Here is a 21102-nt window from a genome sequence, read left to right as displayed (position 1 = left end):
GCCCTCAGGCGAGTGGCTGCTATTTACCGGCTCGAGTCTTGAGCAAGAAACGCGCAAAGCGAAGTTCATCGTAACTATAAGCCTCGCCCAGATAATTTTTTACAGGAGCCAAAAAATCATCTCCGATTTCCGCAAAAGCATTTGCGATGAGCGCAAAACGCTTATCAGAAGAAAACACCAAATGCGATGTGTTAAGCGTCTCCCCTTGCTCGATCGCTTGCTCCAAATGCTGAATGACCGTCCCCACACTAATCTTCCTCTGTTTAGCAATAGCCTCAAGCGATTCCTGCTGCTCAAGCAAACGAATCGACTCAAGAATCGTCGGCGTTAAAGCACGGGCAGAAACAGGAGCAGAAACTCTCTTAGGAACATCTTCGGACACCATCACTTGTTCCACGATCCCCTTTTCACTCATGTAGGAACGGATCACTTCAAGAAAAGCTTCTCCAAACTGCGTAAGCTTCACCTTACCGACCCCAAATACTTTTGCTAAGCGCTCCATACTCGATGGATACACACGCGCCATATCCTGCAGTGTTTTATCGCCAAAGATCATATACGGCGGAAGGCGACGCGCATTCGCAAGCCGAGTACGCAGTAAACGAAGCTTCTCAAATAACGCCTGATCAAACTCGGACAATTCCCCCGTATGTAATTGCGCAACAGCGCGCGGCACACAAATATCACAGGCGCCGCAATTCTGCGCTTGCCATGCCTCGCCAAAATATCGTAGGAGAAACGCACGGCGACAGGTACGCAGTTCGCTGTAATTCATCATCTCTTGCAGTTGATGACGTGTACGCGCCTTCACCTCGGGATCCTCCATCCCGCGGATAAAATACTCGTGCTTGACGCGATCGCCAGCCGAGTAAAAAAGCAGACACTCGCTCGGCAAACCGTCACGGCCCGCGCGACCAGTTTCTTGATAGTAACCCTCGACAGACTTAGGCAGATCCATATGCGCAACCAAACGGACATCAGGCTTATCGATACCCATGCCAAACGCAATCGTCGCCGCAATCACCGGAACCTCATCCCGAATAAAACGATCTTGAACGCGCGTGCGTTCTGCCGGCGTTAACCCCGCATGATACGCGGCCGCCTTTACACCATTCGCTCGTAAATCCGCCGCCGTCTTTTCTGTTGATTTGCGGGAAAAACAATAAATAATAATCGCTTGTTCCGGACGCTGTTTAATTTCCGCGAGCAGCTGGTCAAAAGCGCGCTTCTTGGGCAGCACGCGGTACGTAAGATTTGGACGATTGAAACTCGACTGAAACACGCGCCCGTTCCCCAATCCCAACTGGCTGACAATATCATCGCGTACACGCGCATTAGCTGTTGCGGTTAGCGCCATGATGGGAATTCGGGGAAAATACTGGCGCAACAAATCAAGACTGCGATAATCGGGTCTAAAATCATGTCCCCACTCGGAAATACAATGCGCTTCATCTACAGCAAATAGACTGATCGTAAGCGATTGTAAAAATCGCCGCACAGAAGGCATGGCAAATCGCTCCGGAGCAAGATACAAAAGTTTAAGCCGCCCAGAACGTGCCAGCGACTCAACCTCGGCGCTCTCGCGCGGTGAAAGAGTGCTATTCAAAAAAGCAGCAGGAATGCCATTTGCCTTTAACGCATCGACCTGATCCTTCATGAGCGCAACAAGCGGCGAGATGACAATCGTCAAACCGGGAAAAAACAATGCGGGGATTTGAAAACAAAGTGATTTGCCTCCGCCAGTCGGCATCAAAACCAAAGAATCCTTGCCGGAGATGCAATACGAAATCACTTCCTCCTGAAGCGGACGGAATGATTCATATCCAAAATGTTTTTTAAGAAGTTCAAGCATAACCAGCATCTACTCCGTTCCATGGATAAACAGCCCTGTCAAGGCAGGCATCCGTCCAGGCAAACATAAGCCACTACAATTTAGCCATCGCCGCTCCAAACTCCTCCTCCGTCGCTTCCTCGCCATTCAACGCATCAAACGGATGGGTCTGCCAATACGAAAGCGACTTCATATTCTTACGAGTGAGGCGCTCGGCAAGGGCACGATCACCGTCGGCGACTGCGTCCAAGAAAAACGCGACTCCTCCATCAAAGATCTCATCGGCACTCTTCATCTGTCCATTCTTTGTGTCGAATTTACATACCGGCCCCTCTGATGTCTCCATTCCCAAGTCATTCGCGTGATCTCCTTCAAGCGGCATACCGCAAGTGATGCAGATTTTCATATGCCCAAAAGCATAAACGAAGCGTCGAGCAAATGCGAACCCTTTAAGCAACAAACGCCTCTGCTTAGGCAATAATCCGTTTTTTTTTGCTTGCCAGATGGTCCATGAAGCCTATACTGAAAGTCTAACTCGCTAACGCGATAATTCTTTATGAGCATACTGTGGTTTCTTATTATCGGTGCGCTCGCAGGCTGGATTGCGGGCGAGCTAACCAAGGGTTCAGGCTTTGGTCTCCTTGGAAACATCGTGGTCGGTATTATCGGTGCCGTTCTTGGAGGTTACATCTTTAGCCTCTTTGGAATCGCAACCTACGGACTGATCGGCGACCTTGTTATGGCCGTCACCGGAGCGCTCGTGTTCCTCTTCATCGCATCGCTGGTGAAACGCAACACATAAACCCGCAGAAGTCTTATTCGTCTTAACCCCACGCAATATGACACACGCAAACAATGAGAATAAAGGCTTGGTCGTCGGCGGCGCATTGTTAGCCGGACTCGCGGCAGGCCTTGCAGCCGGACTATTTCTCAACTCCAAGAAAGGTCACGAAATGACCGATGAAGCCAAGAAGCGCGCAAAAGCGCTGCAAAAAGAATTGGCAAAGAAAGTAAAGAACATGAAGGAGTTGAGCAAGGAAAAATATGAGGAGATTGTTAACGATCTCATCGAACAATACCGTGATACCAAAGATATGGCCGCGGATCAGCTTGCAGACATAAAGGATCGACTCATGGAACAGTGGGAGAATATCCGTGAACAAATTGAAGACAGCATGGAGGAAAAGACGGCCAAATAAAAAGCGGCAACAAAAAATCCCTCGAAACAATCGAGGGATTTTTTGTTTGGAATTATCCCAAAATAACCTTATGTAATCTAAGCCATTTTTAAATGGCTAACTTAAACAGTTTTGGCTTATTTTAGCGACAAAAGAGAGCCTCGTATCATTGACAAAACCCCCAAAATGTGATGTAATGGCTGGTCTGATTCGCAAACCGAATCACGGCAAACCCATTATGAAATCACTTAAAAACGTCCTCATGTTAACGGTGAACCAACGCAAGGTTTTGGCTGCTGTTATGTTGGCTACCACCTTTACGAACCCTGCCGTAACGACCTCCGCTCATGCGGAAAAGTCGATCACGCAGCCTGAAGCTGTTGTACAGACGGAAACCCTCGCGGTTCCGACGCCTGCGCCTACGGTTCAGGAAGTCTTGCTTCACGTCTGTGAAGAGAATGGCTATGGCGAGGCATGTGCCAAGACGCTCTTGGGTATGCTCTGGACGGAGTCCTCAAACCGCTTCGACGTTATCGGCGATAACGGTAAGGCTCGCGGCTACTTCCAAATTCACTATAAGCTTCACAAGATTACGGCCGCTTGTGCGGAAGACCTCGCATGTTCTGCCAACTGGACGATTAACTACTTGGAACGCAATAGCTATCCAAAGTACGTGAACTACGCTGTTCAGTGTCATAATGGCTGTAATGCCAACAATGGCTACGTGAACAAGGTTCAGCGCTACGCGAAGCAATTCTGGAATCAGCCGCTTGCGGTCACCCAGAACGCTCCGATCATTCTCGCTGCGGAGTAATACTCCAAACAAAAATACGACCCGAAAGGGTCGTATTTTTATATTGCACGATGCGCCGCACCAACCGCATCTGCAACGGACTTAAACCCATCGCGCTCAATCAACCGCGCAAGCTCACGATTAATTTCACCGATCAGCTGAGGCCCTTCATAAATCATTCCCGTGATGAGCTGAACCAATGACGCTCCTTGAAGAATCTTCTCATAAGCATCCTTCGCTGAAAAAACGCCTCCACACCCGATATAGACAAAACGCGAACCATAAAGACGATAGGCCCATGCCACCAAGCGATTCGCATCTTCCGTCACGGGTTTCCCACTAACGCCGCCGATCATGATAGACGATCTCTCTTCTTGATCAATCGTTGATCGGTCATAGCGTTTCGTGAGATTAACAAAAATAATGCCGTGAATACGATGGCGCCTTGCTACTTCAAGCAAAGCCTGTAAAGCGGCTTCGGTAAGATCTGCAGGCATCTTCAAAAAAACGGGATGCAGCGTCGGAATAGCATCCAACGCAACCAACAACAGCTCCAGCCGTTGCGGATCTGTAAACGGCTCACCGCCAAACGCATTCGGACAACTAATGTTCACCGTCAGATAATCACCGATCTCCGCAAACGCCCGAAACGCTTTCACATAGTCAGCGATCCCCGCTTCTACATCAACTGTCCCAGGCGCATTCGTTTTGGCAACGCTTATCCCGATGGGAAAACGAAATACACGTTTCGCTAAGCGACGCGAGACAACCTCGCATCCATCGTTCTTCAAACCATAATTCACAACCAATCCACGACTTTTTGGTAAACGCCATAACCGAGGCTTCGGATTCCCAAGACAAGACTCGCCCGTAATCGAACCAACTTCCGCAAACCCAAAGCCAACCTCAGGTAAGATATCTACGAGACGACCATCTTTATCAAATCCTGCCGCTAGCCCTATGGGGTTTGAAAACCGAATCCCGACCACGGTCTGTTCAAGCGAAGGATGTGAGAACCGAAAGAAAAAACCTACGAACCACCGCCCCAGGCGTGATCGACCAAGTAGCTCCCCAAGAAGCGTCATTCGCTGATGCACGTCTTCCGGATCCTTTTGAAACAGATATGGTTTCAAACCAGCCGTATAAAAGAAACGCCAGCATGCAGTGCCAAACATATGCAGCGAGCATAACCCCGTTGGGAAAGTTATGCGAGTCAAACGAGGCAATCGATTTCCGTTATTCCTCGCGACTTATCTCATAATTCGTCACGTCGAGCTCCTGGATCAAAGTAATGCCCATGGTCAAAGAACCTTTTTTGAAGATGACCTGTCGGGTATTTCCAATCGTAGAATCAACCGTCTTCGAAAACCCATTTCTTGTTAACTGTCCGGATAAAGACTCGAAAACATGATCCGAAGAATCTTGGCTGCTCAATAAAGCCTTCACCATTTTTCGCTCCGAATCAACACTCGTGTTGATAACCATGCTATTTGGAGCCGTCGGAATATCCGACGGAAAATTCGAGGGAAGCGGTGTCAGGACATCGTTGGCATTTTGCCCATTTGATGGAGAGGGCTGAGACGTTGGACTGGTCGGTGATTCTGAAATGGTCCGAGCTTCACGAGACGCGTCTACGCTGGACGATGAACGACAACCGGCGCCAAGAAAAACTGGTAAAAAGAGAAGCGCGAAAGCAGCAACGGATCTTGGATATTGCATAAAAAATCAAATGAAAAGTTGAACGTAGCTTAGCAGATAGTGAAACATCCTTAAACCAAATTGCGCATTGCCCCGATCCCTATTTGGACCGTACTTCATCTCGTAAAGAGCGAAGGGCGCAATATAGGCTCATCTTGCGAGAAACACCTGTATACTAATGGAGTGCACGTCTTCCTTATTTTTCTCCTTGGTGCGAGCGTCTTGATTGGCGCACTCATCTTAAACGGGGTTGCTTCTCTTCTTGGATTACCAACGTGGTATTCGTTCCTTGTAAATCCGAAAGAAACAAATGCCCTTGGATATATTTGGCTATTCCTGGTTTATCCATTCAGCTTGGGATTGATAGCGTACGTTGCAGGTAAATGGGTTTTTTAATCAAAACTCCCTCGGGATTCCGAGGGAGTTTTGATGGGGTGGCTAGAGGGAATCGAACCCTCGATAACGGGACCACAACCCGCTGTGATAACCTCTTCACCATAGCCACCATGCGAATTGGCGTGCAAGTTATACCGCATTTTTTTAGCTTTGGCAAGGGTTGCCATTTGGTTTAAAGTCCACCCATATACCAACAAAAACACTTGGACCTATGAACCTCTTTCTCTGCACCAGCAAATATCTCTACGATAAAGTCCCCGCTATTAAAAAAGAGCTGGAAGCACGCGGCCACGTCATAACGGTACCAAACTGTTTTGACGATCCGATGAAAGAAGAAGAGATGAAAAAGCTTGGTGCTGATGCCCATCGTGAATGGAAAGCCGGCATGATCCGATTGCAGCGCGAAAAAATCCTCGCCAATGACGGTATTCTCGTTCTCAATTTTGAAAAAAACGGCCAGCCAAATTACATCGGCGGCGCAACATTTTTGGAAATCTATCAAGCCTTCGACAATAACCGAAAAATCTTTCTTTACAATCCCCTCCCGCAAAACACCTTCACGGACGAGCTAAAAGCGATGGGTCCGATCGTCATTGATGGAAACCTCGATCTTATTCATTAAAATATGATAGATTAGATCTATGAAAAAATTCCTTTCGCTCGCCATCACACTCTCCCTGCTCGGAGCCGGCTGCGCTCCGGCAGCAACGCCGACACCATCACCGGAGCCAACCCCGGCACCCGTAGCAGAAACACCTCAGACGCCGACACCTACCTCCACGCCAACTCCGGCCCCGACGCCAAAACCAGCAGCGACCAAGCCTGCACCTAAGCCAGCCACAAAAACCATCACGGTAGAAATTAAAGACAACGCCTTTGCTCCGCAGATGATCGCCATCAATGCCGGAGATACGGTTATCTGGAAAAACGTTGGAAAAAATAACCACACGGTACACAGCGCCGGAGCTTCCGTTCTTTGGGATTCCGGCAACCTTGTGCCCGGCGCAACCTATAGCCACAAATTTCCAGCAACAGGAAAATACGAATATTACTGCGCAAGCCACTCGAGCATGAAGGGCACGGTTATCGTTGGTGAAGTACGCCCATAGTCGGCGCTATGCGTCGCAAACCAAAACTCGTCGTGGTAAACGACTTGATGCAAAAAAACTATCGATACGAATTAGTGGAACCGGAAGGAAAAAACTTTGACCCCGCATTCAAACCGGAACTAACACCAAAGGAGATGCTTGCTCTCGGTGTTTTTGGCGGCAAATACATGACCGACTGCCGCAAGGAATTTCCAAAAAGCTGGTTCGACAAAGCCGAGCTAAATCCAAACAAGCACGATCCCAAAATAAATTACTTTGGGGTAAATGCAAGCCAGTCTCTTACTGTCTGGCGCCGCATGGGCTGGATACATCATCAAGATCCACGTGGCTGGTTCCAATGGTATTGCCGTTACTACATGGGGCGACGCCTGCCCAAAGAAGACCAGCGCCAAATACGCCGCTGGCGCGCCATCGCGCGCCACATCACGCAGATCAAAAAGAATTGCCGAGTCGGTGACGCCGCATGCCGTCCGCGCCAACGACAAGCCGTCCTCCACTGGGCCTACGATAGCCGTAAAATCTAGAAGTCGTTATTCTATAACTCTATGAAACGTTCTTTGCTCGCTCTCCCGATACTCGCAGCTCTTGCTCCGATGATCGTCTTTGCAAAACCGGTAATCGGCCCCGTAACACCAGTCACCGCATCAGCGGGCGTGGCCGTAAATCTCTCGGCGACCGTAAGCTCAAGCGCAGCAATACAGCGCTGCTCGCTTTGGGTCGACTTAGCGGAAATTGGCGATATGAACGTAAGCGGCGGCAATGCGACGCGCGTCTACACGTTTCCAAGCGGAGGCTCGCGTATTGCGTTCGTCTTCTGCCGCGATGTAAATGGCGGCATGAGCGCCGGAGCCACAACCGCAATCAGTGTCAGCGGCGCCACAATCACCTCTCCACCGCTCTCGTCACCAACCCCGGCACCAACGCCAACACCAACTCCAACTCCCGCTCCTAGTCCAACTCCAGCCCCAACCCCAGCACCTGCTCCAGTCGCCGTCCCCATCATCGCTCAACCTCCAATCTCACCGGACGCTGGCAAACTGCTCAAAGCAATCTGCCCAGAAAGCGCAGGCATCGATCACGCTTGCCGCGCGGTCTACTACATCGGCAGGGATGGCAAACGTCACGCATTTCCAAATAGCCGTGTGTTTTTCACCTGGTATGGAAACTTTGATTCAGTGACGGAAGTACCTCTCGCGACTCTGAGCAATTACCAGCTCGGCGCCAATGTCCTCTACCGCGCTGGTGTCCGCATGGTGAAATTTACAACCGATCCAAAAGTCTATGCCGTTGCTCGAGGTGGCGTGCTGCGCTGGATAAAAACAGAAGAACTCGCACGAGCCTACTACGGAAATGAATGGAATAAAAAAATCGACGACATCTCCGACAGCTTCTACACCAATTACAGCTTCGGTAGCGAGATCAATCTCACAAGCGACTACAACCCAGAAGCAGAGCTCGCAAATTCCTCCGAATAAAAAACATCCCGCTTCCGGCGGGATGTTTTTTTCTTTTACTTCTTTGCTACGGCTTCAAAAGCCCGCAATACTTCCATCGGTACAGCGAACACGATCGTGTTGCTCGCATCGCTTGAAATATCATTGATCGAGTTAAGCGTGCGCAAATGAAGAGCGGCAGGATTTGAAGACAGGATCTCGGCAGCCTTTTTTAAGTTATCAGCTGCAATCACTTCACCTTCGGAATTGATGATAACGGCACGGCGCTCACGCTCTGCCTCAGCCTGCTTGGCAATCGTGCGCTGCATGTCTTCCGGAAGAGAAATGTCCTTCAATTCAACCGTCTGCACCTCAATACCCCAATCAGCTGTATGCGTTGCAACCAGCTCCTTGATACGTGCAGAGGCCTGATCGCGATCCGAAAGCAATTCATCGAGCGTCAATTCACCAACAACGTTGCGCATCGTTGTCTGCGCAAGCTGCGAAACCGCATTCCAAAAATTCTCGACAACGATAACGGCGCGGCCGGCATCAACAACACGATAGTAAACAACAGCGTTAACCTTACAAGAAACGTTGTCGCGCGTAATCGCATCCTGATACGGAACTTCAACGGCTTTGGTACGAACATCCACCTTCGTCATCGACTGGACAATAGGCACCACCAAACGCCAGCCCGGTTCTACAAGTTTGTGAAATTTACCAAACATGAACTTTACGCCGCGCTCATACTGGTTAACCTGACGGACACAGACAAGAAGAAGGATAAGAAGCGGCCAAAACAGGAAGGAAAACGAGAGAAGTGTGCGCATATGCAAAAAGCCTAGCAGTTTCTCCAAAAAGCACAAACCCGCCTATCTGGCGGGTTTGATGCATGGTGCCCTCGGTTGGAATCGAACCAACATATCACGGCTTAGAAGTCCGGCGCTCTATCCGTTGAGCTACAAGGGCTGAGTGGAACGTCCGCGAAGCTATCACGTTTTCTCTTCCTTTTCAACCCCATCATCTCCATCTCTCTGCTTCCCATGGAATGCTTTGTGCACGTCTTTGAGCTGCTGGTTGGTGATATGCGTATAGATCTGTGTAGTCGTGATCGATGAATGTCCGAGCATGGTTTGCACGCTGCGCAAATCCGCACCGTTCATCAGCAAATCCGTTGCAAACGAGTGACGCAATGTGTGCGGAGAAACATGCTTCGGAATTCCGGCGACCACGGAATAATGATGCACCAATCGCTCGATCGACCTCGGCGTCAGCGCACCAATTTCTTTAACGCCGCTCTTGGCGCGGTCATGCCTGATAAAAAGATAAGGAGCCTCATCTTTTCTCATGCCAAGATAATTCTTGAGCGCAAATCTCGCCTGCTGCGATAAAAACACAATACGATTTTTATCGCCCTTTCCGCGCACCGTGAACTCCTCGCGATCCAAATTGATCTGGCTAATTTTAAGATTCGCGAGCTCAGACACGCGCATACCGGTTGAAAAAAATAATTCCAAAATCGCCTTGTCGTGCGCCTTCACGATAGGCAGTGCATCCGTTTTATCTGGCGCTTCCAGCAAACGCGGCAAATCACCGGCATCCAAAAAAGAAACATCGCGGCTCCCTTGTTTGGCTAAATCGATTTTTTCCGCAGACAGCGTTTCAATATCGCGCTTATTCAAAAACTTCAAAAACGATCGGAGCGCAATCAAATGATAATTCTGCGTCGACTTGCGCATCCCCGATTCCCCGCGGCCGGCGGAGCGATTCAGAAACAGTTGATACTCATGAATCAAATCTTGATTCACCGTATCGGTATCCGGATCCTTTTTTTAATCGATAAAACGACGGAGATAAAAATCGTAATTCCTAATCGTCAACGGCGATCGGCCTTTCTCAATTTCAAGATGCTCGAGATAAACACGCAGATGCGTTGAAAGCTTGGCCATGGGCGCAGTATGCCACGTTTTCTTGCGTCGTGAAACGGTTGACAAAATCGCCGCGCCATGCCAAGAAAGGCATGAGGTATTTCGATGGAAATCGACGACAAGACCCTCACGCTCTTTCTCATCGACTGCATGACCGAGATGTTCGAGCGATCGATCAAAACATCGGAATTCCACGTAGTCCAAGGACTGGTCCGACGCGGCCTGAAGAAGGACGGCTTGAAGTACCTGGAGCTCATCGCCGGCACCGCGCAGTGCTCGAACGTCGACATCTTGGTCTACACCGACAGCCGAGCCCATCCCATCTTCAAGATGAACGTGATCTCGACGTTCGACATGGAAGCCATCGCGCGGAACGCCCTGGTCTACACCGACGTCCTGCGCGCACTTCAGAACGCGCGCATGAACGGCTTCGCGCGCACGAAGGCCAACATCGCGCAGAAGCGGAAGTACAGTCTCTTCAATGTCCCCGCCTGGAGCGAGCCGGCACCGGTCGCGCGCGGCGGACTTCCCGGCAGCCTGAAATACGACGAGGGCGTCGAGGATCGTCTCGACTTCTTTGGCGGAGGCGAGGAGATCCACTTCCACCCCGACGCGACCCACAAGCAGAAAGTCCGGCTCTACCGTTCGCAGCTGCAAGGCAACCGGCTCATCTGACCCTGAACCCCTCCCCCGATCTCGGGCGGAGGGGTTCTGCAGTTATACGCGTCATGCGTGATACAATAAGAATAATGCGTCGCCTCGACTTGGCCTTTGCAGCACTTTTGTTGCCGCTCGACTTCCTCGCCCTCTTGGGTGCGGCGGTTTCTGCATACGCACTTCGTTTCTCCCCATACTTCATCGGTATCCGTCCGATCATTACAGAAATTCCTTTCCCGCAGTATCTGGCCTCAGCCACCGGCTTTGCCTTGCTCTGGATGCTGCTCTTTGCGATGGCCGGCCTGTACTCCATGCGCCAGCGCCGCGCTTGGAACACGCTCGGCCGTGTATTCATCTCCTGCTTGGCCGGCATCATGCTCTTGATCGCTATCGTCTTTTTCTCGCGTGCTCTTGATACCTCACGTTTTGTCATCGCTGCGGTCTTTGGTTTTGCCGTTATCTATGTTTCACTCGCACGTCTCGCTTTACGCGCCTTCCGACGCATCTTGTTCCGCGGACGTATCGGCCATGAGCAAATCGCGCTCGTCGGATCTTCGCGCGCAGCAATGGATATCGCCATGCTCTACAAGCAGCATCCGGAACTCGGCTGGACCATCGTCAAACAATATAAAACCTGGAATGAAGCGACCAAAAAAGACCTGCGCGACTTGGCATCCAAACACAAAATCGACACCGTGCTCTTGGCTGAACCAGAACTCAACCGCACAGACGCGCTCGAGCTCATCGGCCTCGCAGAAGAATTCCATCTCGGCTTCCGTTATTTAGCCGATCTCTTCTCAGCCACCTTCACCAACGTAGAGATGGATACGTTTGGCGGCGTTCCTGTCATCAGCGTCAAACGCACCAAACTCGATGGCTGGGGCCGTATTTTCAAACGATTATTTGATATCGTTGCTTCATCAATCCTCATCTTGATCACCAGCCCTCTCATCATCTTTTCCACGATCGCGCTTTGGATTGAAGATGGTTTGCCAGTCTTTTTCCTCAATGAACGTGTTGGCGAGCGTGGCAATCTCTTCCGTCTGATGAAGCTGCGATCGATGTGGCGCCGCTACTCAATCGGCCCGCAATTCAAGAAACAAAAAGCCGCCCTCAAAATTGAACAAGAATTGATTAAAGAGAAAAGCATCAAGGAAGGTCCGGTCTACAAAATTGCCGATGATCCGCGCGTCACACCGGTCGGTCATTTTATCCGCCGCTGGTCTATCGATGAACTTCCGCAATTCATCAACGTTTTTAAGGGGGATATGTCTTTGGTCGGTCCTCGTCCGCATCAGCCGCGTGAAGTCGCAAACTATCTCCCGCATCATCGCCGTGTTCTGGCGATCAAACCAGGCATCACCGGTCTCGCCCAAATCAGCGGCCGCTCCGACCTCGACTTTGAAGATGAAGTACGTCTAGACGCTTGGTATATCGAGAATTGGTCCCCTGCTTTGGACCTATACATCCTGATCAAGACACCGATGGCGGTTATCAACAAAAAGGGCGCGTATTAACCCTTGACGGACATCCTGCGACAGCCGTGCGCTCCATGGTTACACTTTTGATATGACTGTGGTCCCGGAGCCGATTCGCATGGAAGCGCGGAATGAACCGCGCCGCATTGCGCTCGTCCATGACTATCTCGTGCAAGACGGCGGAGCAGAACGCGTACTCCTCGCTTTCCATGAATTGTTCTCTCGTGCCCCAATCTTTACCCTGTTTCACGATCCGGAGCGCACACATGTGGGTTTCAAGCATGCCGATATCCGTCCAAGTAAACTCAACAAACTTCCATTCGCCCGCCGCCACTATCAGTGGTACCTGCCGCTCATGCCCGAGGCGGTAGAGTCCATCGATCTTTCTGGTTACGACCTCGTCCTTTCTTCTTCATCAAATTTTGCTAAAGGCATCATCGCGACACCGGAGTCCCTCCACGTCTGCTATCTCCACACGCCGACACGCTTCCTCTGGCAGGAGCGTTTAGGATATGTAAACGACATCCCCCAGCCGCGTCTCATCAAGCGCTTACTCCCCGCCTATCTCCATCACTTGCGACAATGGGACCAACTCGCAGCGATGCGACCGGATCTATTGCTTACCAATAGCCGCACATCACAGATGCGTATCCGCCGATTCTACTCGCGTGAGTCAGAGGTTATGGCTCCGCCGGTCGACGTCGACCGCATCCCTCTTTCCACCAAACCTGGAACCTACTGGCTCACTGGCGGACGTCTTGTCGCATACAAACGTTTTGATCTTGTCGTACGCGCTTTTGCCAAACTCAATCTTCCGCTGAAAATTTTTGGCGTAGGTCCGGAAATGGACAAGCTCCGCAGAATGGCTGGCTCCAAAACAGAATTCCTCGGCCACATCACCGATGAAGCCAAGATCCAACTCTTCCGTGAAGCCGTTGCTTTCCTCCATCCGCAAATTGAAGACTTTGGCATCACCGCTGTAGAAGCCATGGCGGCCGGTCGCCCTATCATCGCCTTTGGACAAGGCGGCGCCGCAGAAACCGTGATGGATGGAGTTACCGGAACATTTTTTGAAATGCAGACATGGGAAGACATCGGTAACGCCGCCATTCGTTTTGACCCCTCGCGCTACGATCCGAGAAAAATCCGCGCTCACGCAGAAACATTTGGAAAAGCGGCTTTTCAAAAACGTCTCAAAGAACGTCTCAGCACAGCGTGGGCCTCGCGCGCGGTATGAACATCCTGTTTGACGGCCGCTCGCTCGCCGACCCAAATTCCGGCGGAGTAAAACGCGTTGCCACTGGACTTCTAGAAGCTCTGCGTAAACAAGGTGCCGCGATTACGGTTGCAACATCTGGCGCAACAAGACCACCGATTTCCGATGAGCATATTCAGCTCCCCAACAAACTACTTTCATTAGTAATCTGGCTACATCTCACCAGTTTTGATCGCCTCTTCAAAAAGAAAAGCGATCTTTTATTTCTTCCAAATATCGGCTGGTTAGGCACGCCAAAAACCCCATACGCTCTCGTTGTTCACGATCTATCGTTTTTAATAGAACCTCGCTGGTTCTCGTGGAAATCCCGTCTCTGGCATCAGATGATCGGCGCCGTACACCAAATAAAAAACGCGCGTATCATCTTTGCTGTTTCCGAATGTACAAAGCGAGATCTCGTACGGCTTCTTCGTATCCCCGCCGACCACATCGTCGTTATTCCGCTCGGTCTCGACTCGACATTCCAGCCTCCGACTTCCCCTTCATTCATTCAAAGAAAATTCTTGCTTGCACTCGGAGCAAATGATCCGCGAAAAAACGCCGCTCTGTCGAGAACAGTCGCAAAAGAAACAGGGCTCGAGCTCAAACTCATCGGCGACTCGCCTATACGCGTAAGCGACGAAGAACTCGATCAGCTCTACGCACAAGCAACCGCCTTCCTCTATCCAAGCTGGTATGAAGGCTTTGGTCTTCCGCTTCATGAAGCGGCACGTCACGGCACCCCTTGCATCGCCTCAACCGCGGGCGCTCTTCCGGAAACCGCGCCCGAAGGAACGATATTTGCCTCACCATCAAAACCGCAACAATGGATTGAAGCGGTGCACACAATTCTGAATCATCCTTTATCGCATCGAACCAAAACAGGAATCAATGGTTGGGACCAAGCGGCGCAAATAATTATTCATCACCTCGCGCGCCTTCCGAATCCTCCGCATCAAATCTGATTTCCGCATCAAGCGCTTCAAGCGGGATAACTTCACCTCCATAATATAATTTATCCTCAAATCGCTCGAGCGTATCGAGCAATCGATCGCGCGTTGCCGCATCGCTCTTGGTCGCCTGTTCCCGTAGTTGCTTAAGCCGCTTCTTGATAGCTTCGAGTTCAACCGCTGTTTCCTCGATCATGGGCTCAAGCGCCTCATGATGCGTTTCCCAAATGTGATAGCGCACTTCATCGCGCAGCATGGAAATCTCGACCTCCTGATCCGGACCAATGGCATAGCTGGCATCCGTAGTCTTTAACGTCTCATCCAACGTTGATGTTCCCGCCGAGCGGCGTAATCGCTTCAAAAGCAAAGCTGTGGCCGGACGCGCCTGTTCCAAAATCGCTTCCCATTCCAGCTCGGCGCCCACGGTCGCAATAAAATGCTCCAACGCACGACGCGCACTCCAAGTAACCGCACCAATATTTTTAGCCGCTTCTGCCAATCGCTCACGCGAAACATGCTCTTTACCATGAGCCGCGTCTATCAGCTGCTGATACGGCTTCCGATCTTTCTCCGGCAAAAAATCGATAACGGATTCCATGAAATCCGCGACCGCCGTTGTGTCATGCAGGTTCAAATAGCGCTCCATATCAGTATAGGATAGCATATAGGCCATATATGGATTTCATTGTTTTGCTGCTGTGTTTTGGCGTCGCCTATCTGCTCTGGAAGGTAAAAAACCTGGAAGAGCGTTTGGATAACGTGTCTCCCCAAAAAACCGAGGTAGTCAATAAAGTGATGCGTGAAGCGCCAAAGCCGCACGTCACAAAGATAGAAGAAAAACAAAAAGAGACGGTCCCCGCCAAGCCAGCTTGGGAATTCAAAATGGGGGCTTGGGTTTACACGGCCGTCGGCGGTATCGCTCTGCTTCTTGGTCTCGGCTTCTTGCTGCGTTTTGCGATTGAAAACAATCTCATCTCCCCGGTACTACGCGTAGCACTCGGACTTGCTCTCGGTGGAATCTTGGCCGGTCTCGGTTACTGGCTTGAAACACGCATGCGCAATTTCGCACACATCTTGCTCGGCACCGGTCTCGGCGCCTGGTACCTGAGCCTGTACGCCGCCACGATGACATACAGCCTAATTCCAGCAACCATCGGATTTGCTCTTGTCTGCGCAGTCACTGTTGCTGGCATCGCCCTCGCTCTACGATTCAACACACAATCACTCGCCGCATTCGCGATGGTCGGTGGCTTCCTCACCCCATTCCTCCTCGACGCACGCACAGCCTCGCCGCATGCCTTCTTCATCTATCTCCTGCTCTTGAATGCCGTCATGCTCGCCGTCTCTTGGTACAAACCATGGCGCATTCTCCCTGGACTCTCGTTTGTTGGAACCGTCTTATCCTACGCCGCCTGGTCCTACGGAAACGGAGAAGTCGCCTGGTTCATCCCCTTCACCTACCTCGCCATTCTTTTCCTCTGCTTCTTTGGCCGCAGTCTTTTACGAGTCCTCAAAGGCAAACTCGATCCCGCCGATTACACCCTGCTCTGCAGCAACCCCGTCTTCTTCTTTGCAATTCTCTCCGATCTCCATCCAGCAAACATTGAAGGTCGATATTGGGCCGCCGGTCTCGCCATCGCCTTTGCCTTAATCCATTTCGCTGTTGCTGCTTGGCGTGAGCGCGTCGCTTTCATCGGTATCGGAAGTCTCTTTCTGGCCATGGCCGCTCCACTCTATTTCAACGATAGCCGCTGGTTCCTGCTCGCCTGGACATTTGAAGCGCTCATCCTCGGCATTGTTGCCGACAAACTCAAATCCCGCGGACTCGACCTGCTCTCGCATGCGCTTTTTGGTTTTGCCGCCGTCGGACTCATCGATGCGCTCGGCACGGCCGCTGGAAACATGCCTTGGATCAATCTGCGCATGTTCTTGTTTGCGATTGCCATCGGCGCATTCCTCGTCATGGTCTGGTATGACGAGCGCAAACGCATGAACGAGCATCAGGCAAAACGTCCATGGCTCTCAAGCGCGCACCTGATCGTGACTTACGCATTGATCTTGGTCGCCGTAACTTCCGAGATCGCCGTCTTCTATCAACCGGATGAATCGCTTTGGATTTCCACAGCCTGTGTTGTTCTCGGTTCTTTTGCCCTCATGGGCGGTCTCTGGATCGGAAGCTTTGCTTTACGCATCGCAGGCACGGCCACCATCGGTATCGCCGGACTGATCGCTATCGTCATCGCGCTCACAAGCAACGCGGAGCACATTCTTTTCTCGCCACGCGTACTCGCGCTGCTTATTTGTGCCGCCGTTGTCGGAACCGTCCGCATCTATCTGCGCTCCGCCGATAACGGATTGAGTAAAGATGAAAGCGGATTCCTGAAACCCGCAACCTGGCTCGTCGCCAATAGCTTCTTACTCTTCTTGGCATCGATGGAAGCCGTGAACGCCGCAAGAATTCTTGGCGGAACATCGCAAACAGGACAAGTTGCTCTCTCCGTTACTTGGCTCATCTACGGAATCATCCTCGTCATCTACGGCATTGTTGGTAAATCGATTCTCTCGCGCGGATCAGCCGTCGCCCTGTTTGCCCTGGTCATCGCCAAAGTTGTTTTAATCGATACCGCCGAGCTCGATAACTTTGCCCGCTTTGTCACCTTCATCTCTCTTGGTGGCGTACTCATGATTTCCGGCTTCCTCTACAACAAATTCAAAACCAGAATTGAAGGCTAGCTCTTGACCTTTTTCCCTAAAAAACATACACTTCCGCCCGACTGACACCATCATTCAATGTCCGGTCCGGGCCACTTAGCCGCGGCGGACAAGCTCAGGAGGAAGACTTCCTGGGCTCATAACCAAGCCAAATAACGACAGGCTTCGGTGTTCAGTTACCGTCTGTCGTTTTTTCATTCAACTATGGAAACCAAAGTTACATCCGCTCTCGGGGAACTCCTCGAGTCACAGCCGATCGCCTACCCGCAGGTCGGTGAAACCGTAAAAGGTACGGTCGTCGCCGTCGGCCGCAATGAAGTTCGTATCGATGTCGGCGGTCTCGCCATCGGTTTGATCCGCGGTCCTGAGATGGACAAGCACATGGACCTCCGCGTCGGCGATGAGGTTGAAGCTTCTGTCATTGAACTCGACAACGAGTTTGGTGAACTCGAGCTCTCGCTCAAGGGCGCTGGCCGCAAGCGCTCGTGGGACAAGATCAAAGAGTTGCTCACCGCTGGCACCGTGCTCAACGTCAAAGTGCTGGACGCCAACAAGGGCGGTCTTATCACTCGCGTAGAAGGCGTTCCGGCTTTCGTCCCTGTCTCCCAGCTCTCCCCGACCAACTACCCTCGCGTAGCTGGCGGTGAAAAGAACAAGATTCAGGAAAAGTTGAAGCAGCTCGTCGGTCAGATGATCGATGTCAAAATTCTCGATGTAAACGAGGAAGAAGAAAAGGTTGTCGTTTCCGAGAAGGCCGTTTGGGAAACCAAGCAGGAATCGATTCTCTCCAAATACAAGGTTGGCGACACCGTCGAGGGCGACGTCACCGCCGTCACCGACTTCGGCGCCTTTGTCCGCTTTGAGGCAAACCTCGAGGGTCTGGTACACATCTCGGAAATCGCCTGGCAGCGCATTGACCACCCGCGCGATGTTCTCAAGATCGGTGACCATGTCCGCGCCGAGATCATCAACATTGAAGGTTCCAAGATTTTCCTCTCGATGAAGAAGCTCGTCGACGATCCATGGAAGTCCGTCGCCAAAAAGTACTCGCTCAACCAATGGGTCAAGGGACGCGTGCTCAAGATCAATCCGTTCGGATTGTTCGTCGAGCTCGACCCGGACATTCACGGTCTCGCCCACATCAGCGAATTGGCTGCTAAGCCCGTTAAGGATGTGAACGAAGTTGCTCGCGTCGGCGATGAATTCGACTTCCGCATCATCACCATCGACGCAGACGCTCACCGCCTTGGTCTCTCGCTTCGCAAATTGAAGGAGGAAGAGAAAGAGAAGGAAGAAGTGAAGGCGTAATATTGGCCAAATTCAGACGGAAACCGCCCCATGGACATCGGGGCGGTTTTCCTTTAATCTCAGCAAATCCTTATGAATCCGACTCTCCGCAATGTATTGCTAATTGGTGGCGCTTTGGTACTCATCATCGTCGCCCTGGCCAGCATTAATCTCGAATCCGACAAAACCCTCGACCAGGCCACATTTGCCAACCGCCTCGACAAGGGAGAAGTCACGGAAATCGTCATCCGCGGCAACCGCATGGAAGTCACTTTGTCCGACTCCTCCAAGGTCTTTGTCGATAAAGAAGCCCAAGCTTCCGTTCCGGAACTTCTCGCAAGCTACGGCGTCGATCCGGAGAAGGCCCGCAACATCAAGACAACCGTCAAAGAACCTTCTGGCTTTGCCTACTGGGGCGGCATCTTGCTGCAGTCCTTGATCCCGTTGATTCTCGTGTTCGCGCTCATGATGTTCTTCTTCCGCCAAGTCCAAGGCCAGAACAATCGCGCCATGTCTTTTGGACAATCAACCGCGCGCGAGACTTCCAAAGATCAGGAAAAAGTAACCTTTGCGAATGTCGCCGGTGTACGCGAAGCAAAACAAGAATTGTCGGAAGTCGTTGAGTTCTTGAAGAGCCCGGACAAATTCTCCAAGCTCGGAGCCAAAATTCCAAAAGGCGTTTTGCTCATGGGTTCTCCTGGTACCGGTAAGACGCTTCTCGCCCGCGCCGTCGCTGGTGAAGCCGGTGTCCCCTTCTTGCACATCTCTGGTTCTGAATTCGTAGAAATGTTCGTCGGTGTCGGTGCCTCGCGCGTCCGCGACTTGTTTGCAAAAGCAAAAAAGACAGCACCGTGTATTGTCTTCATCGATGAAATCGATGCCGTCGGCCGCCAGCGCGGCTCCGGCGTCGGTGGTTCCCACGATGAACGCGAACAAACCTTGAACCAGATTCTCGTCGAGATGGACGGCTTTGAACCAAACTTGGGAGTTATCGTCATCGCTGCTACAAACCGTCCTGACGTTCTCGATCCAGCATTGCTCCGTCCAGGCCGCTTTGACCGCCGCGTCGTCCTCGACCCGCCGGACATCCGCGACCGTGAAGAAATCCTGAACATCCACGGCAAAAACAAGCCGCTCGCCAAAGACGTAAACATCAAACGTTTAGCCGAGCGCACTCCAGGCTTCTCCGGTGCCGACCTCATGAACCTCATGAACGAAGCCGCTATCTTGGCCGCCCGCCGCAACCAAACCGAGGTGAACATGACCGACCTCATCGAATCGATTGAGAAAGTCATGCTTGGTCCGGAACGCCGCAGCCACTTGATGAACGAGGAAGAGCGCAAAGTGACGGCGTATCACGAGGCCGGCCACGCTCTCGTCGCCCACGTCTCCCCCTTTGCGGACCCTGTCCAAAAAGTCTCGATCATCTCCCGCGGCCGTGCCGCCGGTTACACGATCAAGCTTCCGACAGAAGACCGCATGATGCGCCGCCGCCAGGAATACGTAGAAGACATCGCCATGACGCTCGGTGGATACGCCGCAGAAAAAGTCATCTTTGGCGATCTGACCACCGGAGCCTCCAATGACATGCAGCAAGCCACGCGTCTTGCTCGTAACATGGTCACCCAATGGGGCATGAGCGACGTCCTCGGCCCACGCGCTTACGGCCATCGCGAGGAAATGATTTTCCTCGGCCGCGAAATCCAGGAAACCCGCGACTACTCGGAAGACAAGGCCGTCCTCATCGACAAAGAAATCGACGCCTTAATCAAGCAGGGTCTTGAAACCGCCACCAAGATCATCACCGACAACCGCGCCGCCATGGACCGCATCGCCGATCACTTGGTCAAACACGAAATCATCGAACGCGATGACTTTGAAAAAGTCGTAGGATTCCCGCCAGCAAATCCCAAAGCCAAGCTGAAAAAAGAAGGAACCGAAATCACCAGTTAAGATCGTAAGGGCGGGCCTTGTGCCCGCCCTTTTCGTATTGACAAAAAAGATAGTTCATGCAACATTTTTAGGCCTGAGGTAGATAATGCCGGTACGTGCAGAAGATCTTGGCATCCTGTCTCGCGACGAGATCAAAAAGAACTTCGAGAAGTGGTTCGCGAAGCAAGGTGCAACACCGAACATCGCTCTCCAAGAAGAAGCGACGCTGGAGTCGCTCGGTATCACCGACGAAGTGATCACGAAACTCGAGGAGCTGGGTCGCATCTCTCGTCGGCGCTTCGATCCGAAGCAACGGTACGGGACACTCGTGAAGGGTCACCTCAACCTGATCGGCGAGGACTGGACCTATGGACATTTTCTCGATTTCCTCTACGAGGAGCATCTCGACACCATCTGACGACACGCCCCCGACCTCACTCGTCGGGGGCGTTTCCGTATGAT

General features: G+C 51.7%; 23 protein-coding genes and 2 tRNA genes. 15 read left to right on the top strand and 10 right to left on the bottom strand.

Features of this window, described 5'->3' with window-relative positions:
• Positions 1-19 precede the first annotated feature (19 nt).
• On the bottom strand, positions 20-1861 hold the full coding sequence (locus IPH19_04060) for a RecQ family ATP-dependent DNA helicase (protein QQR60556.1): 1842 nt from the start codon (positions 1859-1861) through the stop codon (positions 20-22).
• 64 nt (positions 1862-1925) lie between these two features.
• Complete coding sequence (locus tag IPH19_04055; GenBank protein ID QQR60555.1) at positions 1926-2237, bottom strand: hypothetical protein; 312 nt, start codon at positions 2235-2237, stop codon at positions 1926-1928.
• Positions 2238-2387: 150 nt separating this feature from the next.
• On the opposite strand from IPH19_04055, the gene IPH19_04050 reads away from it, so the two are divergent.
• The 3 genes from IPH19_04050 to IPH19_04040 all read left to right on the top strand — a co-directional run bounded on the left by IPH19_04050 (position 2388) and on the right by IPH19_04040 (position 3823).
• On the top strand, positions 2388-2633 hold the full coding sequence (locus tag IPH19_04050; GenBank protein QQR60554.1) for a GlsB/YeaQ/YmgE family stress response membrane protein: 246 nt from the start codon (positions 2388-2390) through the stop codon (positions 2631-2633).
• Between the two features lie 37 nt (positions 2634-2670).
• Complete coding sequence (locus IPH19_04045; GenBank protein QQR60553.1) at positions 2671-3030, top strand: YtxH domain-containing protein; 360 nt, start codon at positions 2671-2673, stop codon at positions 3028-3030.
• A 217-nt stretch (positions 3031-3247) separates the two neighbouring features.
• Positions 3248-3823, top strand: coding sequence for a hypothetical protein (locus IPH19_04040; GenBank protein QQR60552.1), 576 nt, complete (start codon positions 3248-3250; stop codon positions 3821-3823).
• Between the two features lie 38 nt (positions 3824-3861).
• On the opposite strand, the gene IPH19_04035 is transcribed toward IPH19_04040, so the two are convergent.
• From IPH19_04035 to IPH19_04025, 3 genes are all read right to left on the bottom strand, one after another.
• The gene (locus IPH19_04035; GenBank protein QQR60551.1) at positions 3862-4977 is read right to left on the bottom strand and encodes a quinone-dependent dihydroorotate dehydrogenase; all 1116 of its coding nucleotides are present in this window, start codon (positions 4975-4977) and stop codon (positions 3862-3864) included.
• Positions 4978-5038: 61 nt separating this feature from the next.
• Positions 5039-5521, bottom strand: a complete 483-nt coding sequence (locus tag IPH19_04030; protein QQR60550.1) for a hypothetical protein — start codon at positions 5519-5521, stop codon at positions 5039-5041.
• A 409-nt stretch (positions 5522-5930) separates the two neighbouring features.
• A tRNA-His gene (locus IPH19_04025) sits at positions 5931-6005 on the bottom strand.
• Between the two features lie 102 nt (positions 6006-6107).
• Between IPH19_04025 and IPH19_04020 the strand changes: the two genes are divergently transcribed.
• Genes IPH19_04020 through IPH19_04005 form a run of 4 tightly spaced genes read left to right on the top strand, consistent with a single transcriptional unit; the run spans position 6108 to position 8480 of the window.
• Positions 6108-6518, top strand: a complete 411-nt coding sequence (locus tag IPH19_04020; GenBank protein QQR60549.1) for a hypothetical protein — start codon at positions 6108-6110, stop codon at positions 6516-6518.
• 19 nt (positions 6519-6537) lie between these two features.
• A complete protein-coding gene (locus IPH19_04015; GenBank protein QQR60548.1) occupies positions 6538-7005 on the top strand; it encodes a cupredoxin domain-containing protein in 468 nt (155 codons plus the stop codon).
• 8 nt (positions 7006-7013) lie between these two features.
• Positions 7014-7529, top strand: a complete 516-nt coding sequence (locus IPH19_04010) for a hypothetical protein (protein ID QQR60547.1) — start codon at positions 7014-7016, stop codon at positions 7527-7529.
• A 21-nt stretch (positions 7530-7550) separates the two neighbouring features.
• The gene (locus IPH19_04005) at positions 7551-8480 is read left to right on the top strand and encodes a hypothetical protein (protein QQR60546.1); all 930 of its coding nucleotides are present in this window, start codon (positions 7551-7553) and stop codon (positions 8478-8480) included.
• A 35-nt stretch (positions 8481-8515) separates the two neighbouring features.
• Here IPH19_04005 and IPH19_04000 read toward each other — a convergent pair whose 3' ends face one another.
• From IPH19_04000 to IPH19_03985, 4 genes are all read right to left on the bottom strand, one after another.
• Positions 8516-9271 carry a slipin family protein gene (locus IPH19_04000; GenBank protein QQR60545.1) on the bottom strand — a complete coding sequence of 252 codons (756 nt, stop codon included), beginning with the start codon at positions 9269-9271 and terminating at the stop codon, positions 8516-8518.
• Positions 9272-9334: 63 nt separating this feature from the next.
• A tRNA-Arg gene (locus tag IPH19_03995) sits at positions 9335-9410 on the bottom strand.
• Between the two features lie 23 nt (positions 9411-9433).
• The gene (locus IPH19_03990) at positions 9434-10249 is read right to left on the bottom strand and encodes a tyrosine-type recombinase/integrase (GenBank protein ID QQR60544.1); all 816 of its coding nucleotides are present in this window, start codon (positions 10247-10249) and stop codon (positions 9434-9436) included.
• Positions 10250-10273: 24 nt separating this feature from the next.
• Complete coding sequence (locus IPH19_03985) at positions 10274-10390, bottom strand: site-specific integrase (GenBank protein QQR60543.1); 117 nt, start codon at positions 10388-10390, stop codon at positions 10274-10276.
• Between the two features lie 84 nt (positions 10391-10474).
• On the opposite strand from IPH19_03985, the gene IPH19_03980 reads away from it, so the two are divergent.
• From IPH19_03980 to IPH19_03965, 4 genes are all read left to right on the top strand, one after another.
• The gene (locus IPH19_03980) at positions 10475-11044 is read left to right on the top strand and encodes a hypothetical protein (GenBank protein ID QQR60542.1); all 570 of its coding nucleotides are present in this window, start codon (positions 10475-10477) and stop codon (positions 11042-11044) included.
• A 74-nt stretch (positions 11045-11118) separates the two neighbouring features.
• Positions 11119-12543 carry a sugar transferase gene (locus IPH19_03975; GenBank protein QQR60541.1) on the top strand — a complete coding sequence of 475 codons (1425 nt, stop codon included), beginning with the start codon at positions 11119-11121 and terminating at the stop codon, positions 12541-12543.
• Between the two features lie 52 nt (positions 12544-12595).
• Positions 12596-13741 carry a glycosyltransferase gene (locus IPH19_03970; GenBank protein QQR60540.1) on the top strand — a complete coding sequence of 382 codons (1146 nt, stop codon included), beginning with the start codon at positions 12596-12598 and terminating at the stop codon, positions 13739-13741.
• On the top strand, positions 13738-14724 hold the full coding sequence (locus tag IPH19_03965) for a glycosyltransferase family 4 protein (protein QQR60539.1): 987 nt from the start codon (positions 13738-13740) through the stop codon (positions 14722-14724). Before IPH19_03970 ends, IPH19_03965 begins: the two co-directional genes overlap by 4 nt.
• Here the strand turns inward: IPH19_03965 and IPH19_03960 are convergent.
• Complete coding sequence (locus tag IPH19_03960) at positions 14678-15373, bottom strand: hypothetical protein (protein QQR60538.1); 696 nt, start codon at positions 15371-15373, stop codon at positions 14678-14680. The genes IPH19_03965 and IPH19_03960 overlap by 47 nt on opposite strands.
• A gap of 11 nt (positions 15374-15384) precedes the next feature.
• Between IPH19_03960 and IPH19_03955 the strand changes: the two genes are divergently transcribed.
• The 4 genes from IPH19_03955 (at position 15385) to IPH19_03940 (ending at position 21058) form a co-directional block, all read left to right on the top strand.
• The gene (locus IPH19_03955) at positions 15385-17442 is read left to right on the top strand and encodes a DUF2339 domain-containing protein (protein ID QQR60537.1); all 2058 of its coding nucleotides are present in this window, start codon (positions 15385-15387) and stop codon (positions 17440-17442) included.
• A 183-nt stretch (positions 17443-17625) separates the two neighbouring features.
• The gene (locus IPH19_03950; protein ID QQR60536.1) at positions 17626-18729 is read left to right on the top strand and encodes a S1 RNA-binding domain-containing protein; all 1104 of its coding nucleotides are present in this window, start codon (positions 17626-17628) and stop codon (positions 18727-18729) included.
• A gap of 72 nt (positions 18730-18801) precedes the next feature.
• Positions 18802-20661 (top strand): ATP-dependent zinc metalloprotease FtsH, encoded by a 1860-nt coding sequence (gene ftsH, locus IPH19_03945; protein QQR60535.1) that lies wholly within the window; start codon positions 18802-18804, stop codon positions 20659-20661.
• An 85-nt stretch (positions 20662-20746) separates the two neighbouring features.
• On the top strand, positions 20747-21058 hold the full coding sequence (locus IPH19_03940; GenBank protein ID QQR60534.1) for a hypothetical protein: 312 nt from the start codon (positions 20747-20749) through the stop codon (positions 21056-21058).
• Positions 21059-21102: the final 44 nt, after the last annotated feature.

It is taken from the genome of Candidatus Uhrbacteria bacterium, from assembly GCA_016699205.1.
In the GTDB taxonomy this organism is placed as follows: Bacteria; Patescibacteriota; Patescibacteriia; order 2-12-FULL-60-25; family 2-12-FULL-60-25; genus CAIXDN01.
Note: the sequence above shows the minus strand (reverse complement) of the source record. Positions and strands in the feature narration are given on the sequence as shown.